The organism is Chryseobacterium sp. AC417 (genome assembly GCF_979258215.1).
Map to the genome: position 1 here is coordinate 1,705,643 of NZ_OZ409845.1, position 17,311 is coordinate 1,722,953.

The 17,311-nt window shown below is 33.9% G+C and carries 18 protein-coding genes; 12 read left to right on the top strand and 6 right to left on the bottom strand.

Features of this window, described 5'->3' with window-relative positions; genetic code table 11:
- Positions 1-19 precede the first annotated feature (19 nt).
- Together ACZZ9T_RS08265 and ACZZ9T_RS08270 are read left to right on the top strand one after the other, a co-directional pair.
- Entirely contained in the window at positions 20-691 is a 672-nt protein-coding gene (locus ACZZ9T_RS08265) for a hypothetical protein (protein ID WP_463441673.1), read from the top strand.
- Positions 692-696: 5 nt separating this feature from the next.
- Positions 697-1,338: a uracil-DNA glycosylase gene (locus ACZZ9T_RS08270; RefSeq protein WP_463441674.1), complete on the top strand. Its 642-nt coding sequence runs from the start codon at positions 697-699 to the stop codon at positions 1,336-1,338.
- Here the strand turns inward: ACZZ9T_RS08270 and ACZZ9T_RS08275 are convergent.
- From ACZZ9T_RS08275 to ACZZ9T_RS08285, 3 genes are all read right to left on the bottom strand, one after another.
- A complete protein-coding gene (locus tag ACZZ9T_RS08275; RefSeq protein ID WP_463441675.1) occupies positions 1,325-1,813 on the bottom strand; it encodes a hypothetical protein in 489 nt (162 codons plus the stop codon). The two genes, ACZZ9T_RS08270 and ACZZ9T_RS08275, sit on opposite strands and share 14 nt — an antisense overlap.
- Positions 1,814-1,817: 4 nt before the next feature.
- Positions 1,818-2,309, bottom strand: coding sequence for a DUF456 domain-containing protein (locus ACZZ9T_RS08280; RefSeq protein WP_463441676.1), 492 nt, complete (start codon positions 2,307-2,309; stop codon positions 1,818-1,820).
- Positions 2,310-2,383: 74 nt separating this feature from the next.
- Complete coding sequence (locus ACZZ9T_RS08285) at positions 2,384-3,562, bottom strand: carboxypeptidase regulatory-like domain-containing protein (RefSeq protein WP_463441677.1); 1,179 nt, start codon at positions 3,560-3,562, stop codon at positions 2,384-2,386.
- A 166-nt stretch (positions 3,563-3,728) separates the two neighbouring features.
- Between ACZZ9T_RS08285 and ACZZ9T_RS08290 the strand changes: the two genes are divergently transcribed.
- The 8 genes from ACZZ9T_RS08290 (at position 3,729) to ACZZ9T_RS08325 (ending at position 13,829) form a co-directional block, all read left to right on the top strand.
- Positions 3,729-4,994, top strand: a complete 1,266-nt coding sequence (locus tag ACZZ9T_RS08290; RefSeq protein ID WP_463441678.1) for a mechanosensitive ion channel family protein — start codon at positions 3,729-3,731, stop codon at positions 4,992-4,994.
- A 79-nt stretch (positions 4,995-5,073) separates the two neighbouring features.
- Positions 5,074-5,793, top strand: coding sequence for a pyridoxine 5'-phosphate synthase (locus ACZZ9T_RS08295; RefSeq protein WP_463441679.1), 720 nt, complete (start codon positions 5,074-5,076; stop codon positions 5,791-5,793).
- Positions 5,794-5,891: 98 nt separating this feature from the next.
- Positions 5,892-6,677, top strand: coding sequence for an alpha/beta fold hydrolase (locus ACZZ9T_RS08300; protein ID WP_463441680.1), 786 nt, complete (start codon positions 5,892-5,894; stop codon positions 6,675-6,677).
- A 32-nt stretch (positions 6,678-6,709) separates the two neighbouring features.
- Positions 6,710-8,035, top strand: a complete 1,326-nt coding sequence (locus ACZZ9T_RS08305; RefSeq protein WP_463441681.1) for a P-loop NTPase fold protein — start codon at positions 6,710-6,712, stop codon at positions 8,033-8,035.
- 481 nt (positions 8,036-8,516) lie between these two features.
- A complete protein-coding gene (locus ACZZ9T_RS08310; RefSeq protein WP_463441682.1) occupies positions 8,517-9,878 on the top strand; it encodes a tetratricopeptide repeat protein in 1,362 nt (453 codons plus the stop codon).
- Between the two features lie 6 nt (positions 9,879-9,884).
- Positions 9,885-10,901 (top strand): NAD-dependent epimerase/dehydratase family protein, encoded by a 1,017-nt coding sequence (locus ACZZ9T_RS08315; RefSeq protein ID WP_463441683.1) that lies wholly within the window; start codon positions 9,885-9,887, stop codon positions 10,899-10,901.
- Positions 10,901-12,661: an AMP-dependent synthetase/ligase gene (locus ACZZ9T_RS08320; RefSeq protein WP_463441684.1), complete on the top strand. Its 1,761-nt coding sequence runs from the start codon at positions 10,901-10,903 to the stop codon at positions 12,659-12,661. Before ACZZ9T_RS08315 ends, ACZZ9T_RS08320 begins: the two co-directional genes overlap by 1 nt.
- A gap of 109 nt (positions 12,662-12,770) precedes the next feature.
- Complete coding sequence (locus tag ACZZ9T_RS08325) at positions 12,771-13,829, top strand: diphosphomevalonate decarboxylase (RefSeq protein ID WP_463441685.1); 1,059 nt, start codon at positions 12,771-12,773, stop codon at positions 13,827-13,829.
- Positions 13,830-13,977: 148 nt separating this feature from the next.
- Here ACZZ9T_RS08325 and ACZZ9T_RS08330 read toward each other — a convergent pair whose 3' ends face one another.
- Positions 13,978-15,060: an endonuclease/exonuclease/phosphatase family protein gene (locus ACZZ9T_RS08330; protein ID WP_463441686.1), complete on the bottom strand. Its 1,083-nt coding sequence runs from the start codon at positions 15,058-15,060 to the stop codon at positions 13,978-13,980.
- A 126-nt stretch (positions 15,061-15,186) separates the two neighbouring features.
- Here ACZZ9T_RS08330 and ACZZ9T_RS08335 point away from each other — a divergent pair, with 126 nt between their 5' ends.
- A complete protein-coding gene (locus ACZZ9T_RS08335; RefSeq protein ID WP_463441687.1) occupies positions 15,187-15,624 on the top strand; it encodes a nuclear transport factor 2 family protein in 438 nt (145 codons plus the stop codon).
- An 8-nt stretch (positions 15,625-15,632) separates the two neighbouring features.
- Entirely contained in the window at positions 15,633-16,010 is a 378-nt protein-coding gene (gloA2, locus tag ACZZ9T_RS08340; RefSeq protein ID WP_463441688.1) for an SMU1112c/YaeR family gloxylase I-like metalloprotein, read from the top strand.
- A gap of 41 nt (positions 16,011-16,051) precedes the next feature.
- On the opposite strand, the gene ACZZ9T_RS08345 is transcribed toward gloA2, so the two are convergent.
- Together ACZZ9T_RS08345 and ACZZ9T_RS08350 are read right to left on the bottom strand one after the other, a co-directional pair.
- Positions 16,052-16,435, bottom strand: a complete 384-nt coding sequence (locus ACZZ9T_RS08345; protein ID WP_463441689.1) for a DUF1634 domain-containing protein — start codon at positions 16,433-16,435, stop codon at positions 16,052-16,054.
- Positions 16,432-17,262, bottom strand: coding sequence for a sulfite exporter TauE/SafE family protein (locus ACZZ9T_RS08350; RefSeq protein ID WP_463441690.1), 831 nt, complete (start codon positions 17,260-17,262; stop codon positions 16,432-16,434). Before ACZZ9T_RS08350 ends, ACZZ9T_RS08345 begins: the two co-directional genes overlap by 4 nt.
- Positions 17,263-17,311: the final 49 nt, after the last annotated feature.

Sequence of the window (17,311 nt, forward strand, 5' to 3'; positions counted from 1 at the left end):
AAATTTTATATAAACTTAAATGGCGAAAAATATTGTAGCAATTTTAATAAGTATTCTCATTCTCCTTTTTTCAGTGAAGGATTTTGGGTACATGTTTATTTCTTTGCCAATTTTCGTCTTACTATCATATACCTTATCAAATTTAATTCTGAAATTAAGTTCTAAGAAATTAGATAAAAGAAAAACTAAAAATTTTGAATGGATATTTTTAATACCTCTTTTTATGATTTTGATATTTGACGGGTATTTTGAAAATACGATTGGTGGGTATGAGTTATTTTGTAAATCTGCTTTTGCAAGTCTTATTTTTAGCAGCTCTACAGTATATATATTATCATTTTATTATAATTTTAATAATGACAAAACAAAAAGAAATAATATTCTGAGTCTTAGCATTTTTTTTCTACTTTTAATACCTTCATTAAGTATTTTCATTAATTATAGATTTCCAATTTCTGCCGACAAAAAAGATAGAGTTGAAATAAATAAAAAGTATATTAGTAATGGTTCAAAAGGTGGTAAATCTTATATAATATTTATCAGAACTAAATTTGATAAGAATGAGAGATTAAGGATTGATGAAGAATTTTATGAAAGTATTTCAGACAACCAGCTTATTGAACTTACTTTAGCTGAAGGCATTCTCGGATATGATTATGTTGACGAAATAAAAGCAATCAATAAATATTAGACACTATGACCTGGACCGATATTCTAGCCCCAATAAAAAGCACACCCTACTTTACCAATCTTTGGGAAAAAGTAAAACAGGAGTACGCAACCACAAAAGTTTTCCCGCCAAAAAATCAGATTTTCAGAGCATTGGAAATTACTCCTTTTAATAATGTCGAAGTTGTAATTATTGGGCAAGATCCTTATCATAATGATTTCCAGGCAAATGGTCTGTGTTTTTCGGTTTCCGAACAGGTAACTGCACCGCCTTCACTGAAAAATATTTTTATTGAACTAAAAAGTGATTTAGGAATTGAAAGAACATCAAAAGAATTGGATGATTGGGGAAAACAGGGTGTTTTATTATTAAATGCGACATTAACCGTTCGTGCGCATTCTCCAAATTCGCACAAAGATTTGGGCTGGGAAACCTTTACCAATTATATTATTAAAGAAATTTCAGAGAAGAAAGAAAATGTGGTTTTCGTTTTGTGGGGGGCATTTGCACAGAAAAAAGCCGAACTCATTGATCCGGCTAAGCATTTTATTTTAAAGTCTGCACATCCTTCACCTTTTTCTGTTTATAAAGGTTTTTTCGGAAGCAAGCCTTTTTCAAAAATTAATGAATATTTAACTTCGAAAGGTAAAAAACCTATCGATTGGTAGAATTTTCTCCATCTTTTGAAATTACGATTCCTATTCTGTATTTTCCGGCCAGTGATTTTGCTCCTTCCCCTGCACTCGGAGCAGGATTTACTTCAACCAGAGAAATCGTATATCCATTAAAAACAGTTGATTTGTGGTAATTGCGTCCTGCATTTTCAGTCGTTGCTAATGGCATAGTCATGGGTCTTGTATAAGTTCCCAAAAACTCAATATTTGCAACGGCAGCTCCTTGCCAAACGCAGGTAACTCCTTCCGGACAGCGGCTGTCTTCTGAAATGTTTTTGAAAGTAACGTTCATTTCATATTCTTTCAGGAATTTATTTTCTCCTTCTGTGAAGTAGATGACCTTACCTTCAATATTTTTAATATCAGAATTTTTAACAGTCACTTTTTCGGTGTTTTTTGAATCTTTCTGAGCGTTACAATTGGCTAAAAGTAAAACAGCAAAACCTGAAATGATAATTTTGTACAACATATCTTTAAATAAAATTAATCATATCTAAAACGACAACCATCAGCATTGCAATTCCTACCACCAAACTAAAGCCTGTTCCGTAAATAAATCCTATGAATGCACCTTTGGTAGAGCGAAGCGCCTTGTTCATGTCTTTGCTGTCGTGCAATAGTTCACCTATAAAAACTCCGGCAAACATTCCTACCAAAAACCCAAGCGGAATAGGTGTGAAAATTCCGACAATCGTTCCAATAACAGAGCCTATACTTCCCCAACGTGTTCCGCCATACTTTCGGTTGGTCTTTGCAGGAATTACATAACTTAAAATTACCGATGCTAATGACAGGATCACGAAAGCCCAAATATAGATCATGGAAAGGTCTGCATCTGTTCCGTATTTATAAATCAATAAACCGGCTAAACTTAAAACTAAACCAGGTAATACCGGTAAAAAAGTACCGAGAATCCCGAGAATGAGAAGAATAATACATAAAATTGAGATAAGCGAATGATCCATAGTTAATTTTAAATTTAAAAAAGAAAGTGACTTACAAGAAGTCACTTTCACATCATCAATTTTTAAGCCGAATATTACAAGTTTAAAATTACGTATTGCAGAATGACTCCTGCATTTCCGATATTTCCTGTAGCGTGATTATGGAAAGTTGTATAATAAATATACCCGCTTCCTGAAGCTCCTGAGCAAGGTCCTAATGTTGCTCCCAGTGCAATAAGATAAGGCACCGCAATTTGAGGAACACTAATGGTAATTTGAATGTTGCTCGGAAGGGTTACACAAATGGTTGTGTATTGTAAATTGGGTGCATTACCAATAGGTGTTGTTGGAACGCTGGTGCTGGTAAATTGGTTGGTTCTCAGCATTAACGGATCATTAGTTGCTGCATCTTTCACCAAAACTTCCCAGTAGGCAGCATCATAACTGATGATTTTTTGCCAGGCTCCCAGATCATAATCTATATTTAAACTGTTGAATCCTAAAGCGCTTACCAAGGCAGCATTGTTTACGGTTCCGGCAATCTGCCCTGCAGATCCTATATTTTTTGAGCATAATTTTGTGTCTGGTACAAATCCGCCGGGAAGAGAGCAGTTATTGGTGTTGTCATTTCCGCCTACCAGATAAGAAACATCCCAATCTGATGCATATACGCTGCCTCCATTGGCTACGAAAACTGCCAAATTGGTTTCTATGAGAGGATAAATAGAAGAAAACTGACTGTATTTTCTGGAACCGCAGTTAAGAAAAAGAATATCATACTGCGCTAAAGTGTTGATATTGGCGAGGTCTGCATGGGTAATCTCGGTTGCTGTATATCCAAGATTCTGGATAATGGTTTCGATTTTATCGTAATTCCCTTTTACATAGGCTATTTTGGCAACCTGTGTCAGTTTCGTTTGTGTCAGTTCAAGATTTACAGTTTCATTATTTTTGATATTGGCTGTAACTTCAGTCCGGAAGTTGCTTCCATTTCCGGTCTGGATATAAATGGTGTGATTTCCTTCCGGTGCTTCCAAAATAAAATTACCATCCGAATCTGAGTTGGTGTGATAAATTTTGTACTTCTCATCAAATGTAAAGACTGATGCGCCCCCAATTGGTTTTGAACCATTCTGAGACATCACTCTGCCGGAAACTTTTCCTGTTTTTAAAACATTTTCTGTAACTACCTCTGTGGTCGTGTCCGGATCTGAGCTACACGATACGGAAAACATCAATAAAATAAAGATGAATAAAAGATTGAGTTTTTGCATAAGAATTAGTTTTTATGTTATTATAGGCTAAGTTACTAAATGTTTGTGAAATTATTTGTTTTTAATCTAATTTTTTGAATTATTTTATATAATTTTGAGAGTTGACAAGGGTTTTTATCAATGTTTATGGGGTATTGATCTTAATGAATTTCATAAATTCGCACTAATGAAAGACGAAATAAAAGACACTAAAAGTTTTTTTCAGGAAACGAGTGAACAGCTTTATATTTATATTACGAAAGTTTCTCCTACGGGGCTTGACTGGGTTTTCCATATCATCGTGAAACTGGCTTTGCTGTTGGCAATATTTTTAGTTATTGATTTTATTCTGAAATATGTTATCAGAAATGTTTTTAGTCTTTTTAGAAATGAGCAGAAATATCCAATTATAAAATCTATTTATCAATCCAGAATTACCAATTCTGTAGCACATTTTATTTCGTTAATTATTGTTGCATCGCTTCACGAATCTATCTTTGTGGGAGCATTAGTAAAAACCAATGTTTTATTACACAGATTGGTAAATCTGGGATTGGTTCTCATTCTTGCAGGGATGCTCTACAGATCATTGACGGCTTTCAGAAATTACTTTACCATCAAGCAGGATTATTATAAAGTGATGGCAATCAATGCGATATCGGAGACTGTGAAAATTATGGGTATTTTTATGTTTTCGATTGTAGGTATTTGTGTGATCTTCGGAATTAAAGGCACCACCATCGTTGGAAGTTTAGGTGCAATCACCGCAGTTCTGGTTTTGGTCTTCAGAGATACTATTTTGGGATTTGTTACCGGCATACACGTAGCAACTTCTAAAAGCCTTAAGGTTGGCGACTGGATTGGTATTCCGAAATATAATATTGAAGGAAATATTTTAGATATCAGTTTACTGACTACCAAAATTTCCAATTTTGATAAAACCATATCATCCATTCCAACGTATGATTTACTGACCACCGAGATAAAAAATCTTCAGGTGATGTCAGAATCCAATACCCGAAGAATAAAAAAATCTATTTTTTTTAATATCAATTCTTTTAAATTCCTTCATGATGAAGAAATTGAACGTTTAAAAGAAATTAATCTAATTTCAGGGTATCTGGATGAAAAAATAAATGAAATTGTAAAAGAAAAAGAACAGATAGAGCATAAAAATAAAATTATCAACGGAAGACAACTCACAAATATTGGTGTGTTCAGATATTATGCTCAAAAGTATCTGGAAAATGATCCTGAAATTGATAAAGAAAGCCCGATCATGGTTCGTCAGTTAGAAATCACCACTCAGGGCCTTCCTATGGAAATATATTGTTTTGCAAACGATTCTAAATGGGAAAAATTTGAGCAGATTCAGGCAGATATTTTTGATCATCTTCTTGTAGCTTCTAAAGAATTTGATCTCCAGATTATGCAGATCGGCTTACCGAAATAAATTTTTAAAAATCAGTTAAGAGATTACTATCAACTTGTTAATAAATAAATCTGGAAATCTCCTCTCTAACACTATAACAATGACAAAGCTAAGCGTAAATATCAATAAAATTGCAACCATAAGAAACGCAAGAGGCGGTGAAACCCCAAGTGTGACAGAAGCTGCAGTTAAAATTCAGGAATTTGGTGCTCACGGTATTACCATTCATCCAAGACCTGATGAAAGACACATCACAAGAAAAGACGTTTATGATCTTAAACCTTTGGTAACAACAGAGTTTAATATCGAAGGAAATCCGCACAGAGATTTTATCGATATGGTTTTGCAAGTGAAGCCAGAACAGGTGACTTTGGTCCCCGATGCTGATGATGCCATTACTTCCAATGCAGGTTGGGATACCAAAAAAAACCTTGATTTTTTAAAGGAAATTATTAAAGAATTTAAAAATGCAGGAATCAGAACCTCTGTTTTTCTTGATCCAAATCCTGAGTTGGTAGAATATGCAGCCCAGACAGGAGCCGACAGAATTGAATTGTATACAGAAGCTTATGCAAGAGATTATATTAAAAATAAAGAACAGGCAATACAGCCATATAACGATACAGCAATTGTGGCGAATGAATTCGGTTTGGGCATCAATGCAGGTCACGATTTAAGTTTAGAAAATTTAAAATATTTTGCGGATAATATTCCGAATTTGCTGGAAGTTTCCATTGGTCACGCTTTAGTTTCTGAAGCTTTATACATGGGAATGGAAAACACGGTTCAGGCTTATTTGAAGAGATTGGCAAAATGGTAAATTCATAGACATCGGATGTTAGATTTCAGATATTAGACTGAAAAAAAAGCCATAATTATTATCTAACATCTGATGTCTGAAATCTAATATCTAAGAAAATGGAAATTTTACATTCAAAAATATTCGGCGAAAATCATTCGTCAACACCGCTTTTAGTATTTCACGGTTTATTCGGAATGCTTGATAACTGGGGGAGTTTCGGAAAAGAATTGGGCGAGTTTTTGCCTGTTCATTTAATTGATTTAAGAAATCACGGAAGAAGTTTTCATTCTGAAGAGATGTCTCACGACGATCTGGCAAACGATATTGCCAATTATATGGATCATTATGACATCGAAAAAGCCCATGTTTTAGGACATTCCTTAGGAGGAAAAGCGGTCATGCAGTTTGCATTAAGTTACCCTGAAAAGGTTGAAAAACTGATCGTGGTCGATATTTCTCCGAAAGCTTATCCACCACATCATCAAGGAATCATTAAAGCTCTTGAAACGGTTGATTTTGAAGCAGTAAAATCCAGAAATGAAGTAGAAGCGGTTCTCAGTCAGTATATTCCCGAAAAATCTACCATTCAGTTTTTAGCTAAAAATTTATATTGGGAAGAAATCGGAGAAACAAAAAAACTCAACTGGAGATTTAATTTGAAAACACTTTCAGAAAAATACAATCAGTTTGTTTCAAACGCTATAAAATTTGGTGTTTTTGAAGGCGAAACTTTGTTTATATCTGGTGAAAAATCAAATTATATTTTACCACAAGACAGTTTTGCTATTAAACAACAATTTCCAAAAGCTCAGATTATCGCCGTGAAAAATGCTGCACATTGGGTTCAGGCAGATAATCCTGTAGATTTTGCAATTGTTGTAAAAGAATTTTTAGGGAAATAAGTTTATATTTGTAGATAAAATAAGAAACAAAAATGCCGAACCTTGAATCTATATATAAAATACTTTCTTTGTACGCTTTACCTGTTGAAGAGTTAGATCAGTATTATTATGATTTATTTTCTTCAAGAGGAGATAATCCTATCCGGAAAATTAAAAGAAGACTTTTAGATGATAAGTTAGGTGAGATGCATTGTCTTTTAGCTGGATTTAGAGGCAGTGGAAAAAGTACAGAACTCAACAAGATGCAACAGGAGTTGCAAGATGATTTTTTTGTACTCAATATTTCTATTCATAATGAGTTAGATCCTGTTAATTTTAATTATACAGATTTAATTATTCTCATAATGCAAAGGCTTTTTGATTGTGCTGAAGAAAATAATTTGAATATAAATAAGGCGCTCTTAGCCAACATTAAAAGTTGGACTAATTCTGAAGAGATAGTAAAGATAAAAGAATTTTCTAATGAGTTTGAGGCAGGAGCAGAAGGTGAGGTTGGTTTCTCTATTCCTTTTTTCAGCAAATTTTTTGCAACACTTAAAAATATTACAAAATTTAACTACTCTGCAAAAAAGACCATTAACGAAATTGTAGAACATCAACTTACAGATTTACTAAGACATTGCAATGATTTAATCCGTGATATTTCATTAGAACTAGACAGTAAAGATAAAGGTCTATTAATTATAATAGAAGATACAGATAAATTAAATATAGATATTGCTACAAAGTTATTTCATATTCATAGTTCTGTATTTATGAGTTTAAGAACGAATATGATCTTCACTTATCCGATAGCTTTGAAATGCAGTCAGCTATCGAATATTATCAATGCTACGTTTGATAATAATTGTTATGAACTTCCAATGGTGAAAATTACCAATAAAGATGGCTCTGAAAATCATAATGGAATTAATGCATTGCAAGAATTAATTGCAAAGAGAGGAATTATTCATTGTTTTGAAGAAGAAGTTTTACAAAAATTCATTAAATCAAGCGGAGGTTGTATAAGAGATTTATTTAGGATGATTATTGATGCCGCAGATTTTGCCTTAGATGAGAATCTTCATAAAATAAACGAAGTCCACTATAACAAAGCTTTTATTAAGCTTAAAAGATCTTATAAAGAAACCATCGCAGAGAAGCAGAAACCTGATGGCTCGGTTATAAAATCAGAAGAATATTATCAGGTATTAGATAAACTCAACAAAAGTAGTTTGAAGCAGCTTGAGAATTCCGAAATAGACTTAGATCTTAGACACAATCTTTGCATATTGGGTTACAATGGTGAAGGTTGGTATGATGTGCATCCTGCAGTGAAAGAAATTCTAAAAGAAAGAGAGCATGAAGGAGCAGTCTGAGTTTAATAAAAATATCAGATCGCTAGAACGCTATTTTTTGAATACACAAAAAGGAGCGTTTTTATTTTGTGTAGCCAATGATGAGTTGTTGCAAAAGAATGTAAATAATACCGTTACCAATATATTACAGGCGAAGAAATATGACCTTGTTCCATTTTGCTTTGAGAAAGATTATAATCAGGATCTTTCTATTGCTGATAACATTTATAATACAATCAACGGGAAAAAATGTGGAGGAATTATTATAAATGGTATTGAATACATAGTTATCAATAATATTATTCCTAATTTTTTTGCACTACTTAATTTTGCAAGAGAAGATTTGTTAAAGCAAAATGTTCCCATCATGTTTTGGTTAAATTCTGAGTTAGTATCTAAAATTAGTTTTAATGCACCCGATATTTACAATCAAAGAGTTTCTGTTATTTATTTTGACGAGAAACTAAACCCAGAAACCCAGCAATTTGGAAATGCCTATGTTATGGAAGCCATTGCAGAAGCAAATCCCCACATAAAAGAGCTTTCAAATAGGATAAAACTATTGAACGAACAACTTTTGAAAGCAAAAGAGCAGAGATGGGACAATGTTAAAATAGCAAATGGTATTGTGATAGAATTATTGGCTTTCTATACAGAGATACCTCAATCTGAAAACGCCATAAATAATCTTCTAGAGTTGTATGAACCTGACTTCGATACTTCAAATCCTAAAATTGCCTTTAAATTAGCATACGTTTATAAGTCTATTAATTCTTATCAAAAAGCAGAAGAATTTTATATAAAAACTCTTAACAGCTATAAAAAATTAGCAATAGACAATCCGCAAATATTTTTGTCTGATGTAGCTTCGACACTCAATAATCTAGGTAATTTACAAGCAGGTAAAAATGAGCTTACAAAAGCAGAGCATTCTTATCAGGAAGCATTGGAGATCAAAAAAAAGTTATCAGAAGATAATCCACACAGGTTTTTGCCAGAAGTAGCCGCTACGCTCAATAATCTGGGTAATTTACAAAAAGCTAAAAATGAATTTTCAAAAGCGGAACACTCATATCAGCAAGCACTGGAAATCAGAAAAAAATTATCAGAGAACAATCCGCAAAGGTTTTTACCCGATTTAGCTGTTACGCTTAATAGCCTGGGTAATTTACAAGCAGGTAAAAATGAATTTTCAAAAGCAGAACATTCTTATCAAGAAGCGTTGAGAATCAGAAAGAAGCTGTCGGAAGATAATCCGCAAAGGTTTTTGCCAGAAGTAGCCATTACGCTCAATAACTTGGGTAATTTACAATTAGATAAAAGTGAGTTTGCAAAAGCAGAAAACTTATATCAGGAAGCATTGGAGATAACAAAAAAGCTGTCAGAAGATAATCCGCAGAGGTTTTTGTCCAGCGTAGCCACTACTCTCAATAATCTGGGTAATTTACAAGTAGCTCAAAATGAATTTTCAAAAGCAGAACATTCTTTTCAAGAAGCGTTGAGAATCAGGAAGAAGCTGTCGGAAGATAATCCGCAAAGGTTTTTGCCAGAAGTAGCCAATACTCTCAATAATCTGGGTAATTTACAAGTAGCTCAAAATGAATTTTCAAAAGCGGAACATTCTTATCAGAAAGCATTTGAGATCAGAAAAAATTTCTTAAAGGATAATCTGCAAAGGTTTTTACCTGATGTTGTAGAAACACTTATTAATATAATGTTTCTACATATAGAAACAGAAAATAAAGAAATAGAAAACGACATAAAAGAAGCAACCCAAATGATCGAATTATTAAAAGATCATCCCAAATATTCTTCTTATCTTGAGAATATTAATTTTATTAAAAATGAAATAAAAAAACAATAAGCATTCATGGTTTTTGTAACAGGAGCAACAGGAATTTTAGGCAGAATCATCGTTTTGGAACTTTTGAAAAAAGGGAGAAGCGTGCGTGCTGCAAAAAGACCTGCAAGTAATACGGATGAAGTAAAACATTCTTATCAGTATTACACCAAAAAACCTGAAGAATTTTTTAATCAAATTGAATGGGTAGATGTTGATTTTGACGATATTCATTCGTTACAAGATGCTTTGAACGGCGTTACAGAAGTCTATCACTGTGCTGCAAGAGTAAGTTTTCATCCGAAAGATGAAAAAGAAATGAATCATACCAATATAAAAGGTACAGAAAATCTTTTGTTTGCCTGTGAAAATTCAAGTGTTCAGAAATTTCTTCATGTAAGTTCCATTGCGGTTCTGGATAATGCTAATGAAAAGGGTCTGCTTGATGAAGAATCAGATTTTAATCCAAAAATAGAACATTCTGCCTATGCAATTTCAAAACATCTTTCAGAAATGGAAGTCTGGAGAGCTTCAGCCGAAGGTTTGAATACCATCATCATCAATCCCGGAATGATCGTGGGAACCGGAAACTGGAAACAGAGCAGTGGAGAATTATTTTCTACTTTTGAAAAAAACAGTTTTACATTTTCCGGAGGTGCAGCTTATATTGATGTGCGTGATGTGGCAAAAATTGCAATCGATCTTATGGAAAAAGATCAATTCGGGGAACGTTTTATTTTAATTTCGGAAAGTAAAAAATATGCAGAAATCGGAAATCAGATCAGAAGAAAATTAAATCTGAAAAATGCCAGAATTCTGTCAAATACAGAATTGCATATCGGTAGATGGCTGAATGTTTTTTTCGGATGGATGATTCCTCAACTGAAGATGGCCACAAAAACCAATATAGAAGCAGTAACTACTTTGAGTACAATTTCAAATGAGAAAGTGAAAACAACTTTAAACTATCATTTTATTCCTGTAAAGGATAGTATAGATTTCCATCTCAATAATTATATTAATGACAAAAAGCTGAATAAATTATAATGAATCTTGCAGAGGCAATTATCAGTAAAAATGCAGAAAAACATCCTTACAAATCAGCTGTTGGTTTTAAAAAGAAAGAAGGATGGAAAGAATTGAGTTGGAAAAAATTCAGCGAAATTATTTATAAAACTGCAAACGCATTAAAAAATAACGGAGTAGAAGAAAATGACAAAGTCGCCATCTATGCAGACAACTCTGCAGAATGGTTGATCTTTGATTTGGCTGCAATGTCAATCGGAGCCATTACGGTTCCCATTTATTCCACCAACAATGCAGAACAGGCAGGATATATTATTAATGATTCTCGGGCAAAAGTTATTTTGGTGGGAAACCAGGCTCAATATGATGCATCTTTTGAAATTGTAAACAGAGAAAACAGCCTTCAGACCATCATCGTTTCTAAAAAAGCAGTTTGGGTAAAAAAAGAGCACACTTTTTACCTTGAAGATTTTATTGCTAAATCTTCACCAAAACTAGAGATCGTTAAAAAAGAACTCGATGACCTTGCAACTATTATCTATACATCAGGAACTACCGGAACACCAAAAGGTGTACTGCTCACCCACGGAAATTTTATTAAATCTTTTGATGCTCATTTTGAGTTTTTTAAATTTAAAAATTTCGAAGAAGAACTTTCACTAGCCTTCTTACCGCTTACTCATGTTTTTGAAAGATGTTGGAGCTTATTGTGTCTTTATGGTGGTGCAAGAGTGTATTTTCTGGAAGATCCGAAAGATATTGCTGGAGCATTAGCGGAAGTAAAACCAACCATGATGTGCGCCGTACCGAGATTTTTTCAGAAAGTGTACGCAGGAGTTTTGGAAAAAGCAGCGGAAAGTTCATCATTCAAGAAAAAAATATTCGACTGGGCAGTAAAAGTAGGGAAACAAACTGCAGAACTAAGAAGAAAAGAACAATCAATTCCTATTGGATTAACTGTGAAAAGTTCTCTTGCAAATGCTTTGGTTTTCAATAAAGTGAAGCAGAAAATGGGCGGCAGACTTTGGTTTATGCCATGCGGCGGAGCTTCGATTTCGCCAGATGTAACGCAATTATTTGAGGCGATGGGATTGCATGTAACGGTTGGCTATGGTCTTACCGAAACTACAGCAACGCTCACGGCTTTTCCGCTTACCAGATTTGAGCATGGAAGTTGTGGAAAACCTTTACCCGGTGTAGAAATCCGTATCGGAGAAAACGATGAAATTCAGGCAAAAGGAAACGGTATTATGAAAGGATACTACCAAAAACCTGAAGAAACAGCGAAAGTTTTTACAGAGGATGGTTGGTTTAGAACCGGTGACGCAGGCAAGTTTGATGAAAACGGAAATTTGTTTATTACCGATCGTATTAAAGACTTAATGAAAACTTCCAACGGAAAATACATTGCACCACAACAGATTGAAAATATTCTCACGAACAATAATTTTATCAGTCAAATTGTTCTGATTGCAGAAGGCAGACAGTTTGTTTCAGCATTGATTGTCCCGAATTTTGAATTTCTGTCAGACTATGCAAAAAAGAGCAACATCTCGTTTGCCAATCATGAAGAATTGGTACAGAAAAAGGAAATCATTGATATTTATAAAGATAAATTGAAAGAATTACAGCACGAGCTTTCAGATTTTGAAAAAGTGAAAAAATTCACTTTAATGCCATCAGAATTTGAAATCAGCAGCGGAGAAATTACTCCGACCTTAAAGGTGAAAAGAACTGTGGTTCTGAAAAAATATGCTGAATTAATTGAGAAAATGTATTAGATAAACTTTTTTTAACCAAAGATGATCAACTTAAAGTTTGTGATTTCATAGGAATCTCAACAGTGCTTTTGGGTTAGGAATTAAAATTTAGTATTTTAAAAATTGAACTATGACAACACAGGATTTTTTAGGAAAACAAGAATATACGATTAATTCAAAAACAGTTTCAGAAAGCTGTCCTTCAAATATTGCCTTAATCAAATATTGGGGGAAATATGACAATCAGATTCCTGCAAATCCGAGCATCAGTTATACTTTAAATCATTGCAAAACCAATACAACCATTGAGTTCTTAGCAAATGAACCATTCTCCGTGCAGACTTTTCTGTCAGGAAATGAAGAACTAAAATTTGCCGAGAAAATCGAGAAATATTTTAAAAATATTGAGCAGTATCTTCCCTGGATTTTAAAAGGAAAATACATCATTAATACTGAAAATACATTTCCTCACAGCTCAGGAATTGCGAGTTCGGCTTCAGGTTTCGGGGCGATTGCAAAATGTCTGATGAAATTAGACGAAGATTTTTCAGGAAAAAATTCTGAAGAAGAATCTCTTCAAAAAGCCTCTTTTTTAGCGAGATTAGGAAGTGGAAGTGCCTGTAGAAGTTTATACAACGGATTGGTTGTTTGGGGCGAATCTGATGAGGTTAAAGACAGCTCAGATCTATTTGCAGTACAATATCCAAACGCTGAAATTCATGATGTTTTCAAAGATTTTAATGATTGGGTTTTATTGATTCATGAAGGACAAAAAAGCGTATCATCTACAGTTGGGCACGGTTTGATGAATACCAATCCTTATGCGGAAAGAAGATTTCAGGAAGCAAGAGAAAATTTTGTTCCCATGAAAGAAATTCTGAAGACTGGGGATTTGAAAAGTTTCATCAAACTAGTCGAACACGAAGCTCTTACACTTCACGCAATGATGATGATGAGCGACCCCGCATTTATCCTGATGCAAACAGGAACTTTGGAAGTGATCAATAAAATCTGGAATTTCAGAAAAGAAACAGAATTGCCGTTGTTTTTTACTTTAGATGCAGGAGCGAATGTTCATCTTTTATTTCCAAATGATGGTTCGGAAGAAAAAATAAAAACTTTTATTGAAGAAGAATTACTCCAGCACACTCAAAAGAATGGAGTGGTGAAGGATGTGATGAAATTCTAATATCGATATGAGCGGACTTTAGTCCGCCTTTTTTTAATGTTTTGAAAAATATTGCTTTAATCAAACGTATCAAACCACCCCGTCAAAAATTCTAATCGAATTTTCGCAACCCCTCCAAAGGAGGGGAATTAAAAAAAAGTAAAACAAATTAATCTTCAGTCACTACTGCATCTCGCTCCCCGTTTTCTTCTTTACCTTCCTTTATGATTTCTTCAGCTTCAGCAATTTCCTCAGAATCTGCCTGTTCTACGCGTTCTTCCTGATCATCATTGTGATGATCAATAAAAAATTCACAATAAACAGGAAGGTGATCTGAACCGAAATTTTCTAATGTTTTTAAATCTTTAATGAAGATATCTTCACTGTGAAACATCAGGTCAATCGGGAATCTTAATAGCCTTGATTTTGCATGAAAAGTCGATACAAAAGCATGCCCAACTCTTGGATCAATCAAATGGCTCGTTTTTCTGAATAAAATTGATGATTTAGACCAGGCAACATTATTAAAATCTCCCACAACGATTACAGGTTTGGTGAAATCTTTCACTCTTTTTGCAACGCTCAGCAAGTCACCGTCTCTTTCTTTTGACGTTTCTTCTTCAGTGGGACTTGGCGGCGGCGGATGCACTCCGAAAAAAACAAATTGATAGCCATCTTCGGTTTTTAAATGTGCCTCAATGCTCGGAATGTCATCGGCAACAAAATAGTGTGTTATCGAATCTTCAATTTTCAATTTGGAGTAAAAGTGCATTCCGTAGGTGTTTTCTAATGTCACTTTATGATGATACGGATACTCTGTTTCCAATACCTGCAATGCTTTTTCCCAATCGGCATTGCTTTCCATCGTTAGAAATACATCGGGTTGCTGTCTCTTGACCAGATCGATAAATTTTTGATAATCTTTATTGAACTGATATACATTTGCAGAAATAAAATGATGTTTTTTGGATGAATTTTTTGTCTGTTGATGTTTTTTTACTTTGTAAAGGGGAGTATATCTGATCAGGGTAATTCCGTGATAGATAAACATGGCGAGTAAAACCCCTTGCAGATACCAGAAATATTCAGACTTTTCAACAAAAAATCCCAGAGCGAAAGTAATTATAGTAAAATAAGTTATCTGAATCTTTCCAAAATCAGGAAAACGAAAAATCCAGTGTGAATTTGGAAATTTTGGAAGTATCGTTAAAACAAAAAGTAGACCTACTAAAACAAGGTACGTTTCCCACATATTTATAAAATGAATGTTTAAAAATAAGTTATTTTTCATTGATTTCAAATCTTTCGGGTTTTAAACTCTGTTAATAATTATAGTTTAATAATTATTCATTAATTTTAGTTTTTAAAACTGTAGATCATGAGTAAGTTTTTAGTTTTGACTGTATTTTTAACTTCATTTTCATTCGCACAAAAAACCGATACCGATTTGGCAAAAGAGACGGTTGAGAAATTATTTTTGGGAATGAAAAATGCAGATTCTGCAGTCATAAAATCTGTGTTTACGGAAGATGCGATTTTACAAAGCATAAAAAAAGACGGAACGGTAAAAACTGAAAACATAAAAGAATTTATTACATCCATTTCCAGGCTGTCAAAAAATGATGCAGATGAAAAGATTACTGTTGATGCCGTGCATATTGATGGTAATTTAGCAAGTATTTTTACACCGTATGAATTTTATTATAAAGGGAAGTTTTCTCACTGCGGAGCTAACAGTTTTCAGCTGGTTAAACAAAATGGGGAATGGAAGATTCAATATTTAATTGATACAAGAAGAAATAACTGCAATAAATAATTTTTAAAATGAAAATTCACCATATTGCTATTATCTGTTCAGATTATACAATTTCAAAAAAGTTTTACACAGAGGTTTTAGGCTTGAATATCATTCGTGAAGTGTACAGAGAAGAAAGACAGTCTTATAAACTAGATTTAGCCATTGGAGAAAATTATGTAATCGAATTATTTTCTTTCCCAAATCCTCCGGCAAGACCATCGAGACCGGAATCCTGTGGTTTAAGACATTTGGCTTTCTCAGTAAAAAATGTGAATGACAAGCGTGAAGAATTAATTCAGAAAGGTTTAAACTGTGAAGAAATCCGTATTGATGAATTTACAGGAAAAGAATTTTTCTTTACTCAGGATCCAGATCAGTTGCCTTTAGAATTTTATGAAAATTAAATTTAAAAAAAGATTTTTTTTAGATCAATTTTCAATTATTATTAATGAGCATAACCGGTAATGAAACTGATCACCATAATCACCAAAACAATCGATGAAATAATAACATACGTGTAATCTTTTTCTTTCAGATAACCGATTAAAGCAAAAATAATTCTCATCAAAGGTGTGAAAATAAGCATCAGAATTCCCAGTTGAATGATGGCCATTCCTTCACCTTTGCAAAGCGTGTCCCAAAAATGGCTCCATACTTTTTCAGAAGAAGTTCCCATATCGAGAAGTTTGTATTTTCTGGGCATTTTAAAGCCTTCCAGAAAAAGTTTTATAAAACCAATCAGCGATGTGATAACCGATAAGATAACGCCCAATCGAAGCAGGTTTCCAACAGAGCGGTTAAGATCAATATCTGTAAAATTCTTTCTCATGAGAAATTATTTCTAATGCCGTTATACATCATATAAACCGAAAGAATCGTAATTACAATAGCGAAAAATGTCTTTAGCTTTTTTGTTTTTGAAACCATTAAAGTTTTTGATCCGATGAAACTTCCAACGACAACACCTACCAAAACCGGAGCTACAATGACAGGAATAATTTCGCCTCGCTGGAAATAAATTAACGAACTCGCAACCGCAGTTACGCCAATCATAAAGTTGCTTGTTGTAGTAGAAACCTTGAAGGGGAGTCTCATCATATTATCCATTGCCAGAACTTTCAGCGCACCTGAACCGATTCCTAAAAGTCCGGACATTGCCCCGGCAAACATCATCATAAAAAATCCGGGAACGGTATTTCTGGCGGCATACGTTTTCATAATACCTTTATCGGGGAATGTTCCGTAAAGTTTTAATTTTTCTTCTAAACTACCTTTAATTAACGGTTCCTGATGATCTGGTTTTCCTTTAAGATTTAAAATAACGGTCAGAAGAAGAATACTGGCAAAAATAATCCCGATGGTATTTGGATTCAGCATTCCGGAAACTAAAGCTCCGGCAATCGCACCGGCTGTGGTAGCGATCTCCAAAAACATACCTATTCTCATATTGGTGAATCCTTCTTTTACAAAAGCAACTGCTGCACCCGATGAAGTTCCGATCACAGAAATAAGTGATGCACCAATCGCATAATGCATAGGAACTCCGAAACCAAGCGTCAATAAAGGGATAATGATAACTCCTCCTCCCAGACCTGTGAGTGATCCTAAAAGACCAGCAGAGATCGCACCGAGAAAGAGAATAATGATTTCTGACATGTCACAAATATAAAACTATTGCCGTTTTTAGCCAAACTTTAATGAAAGA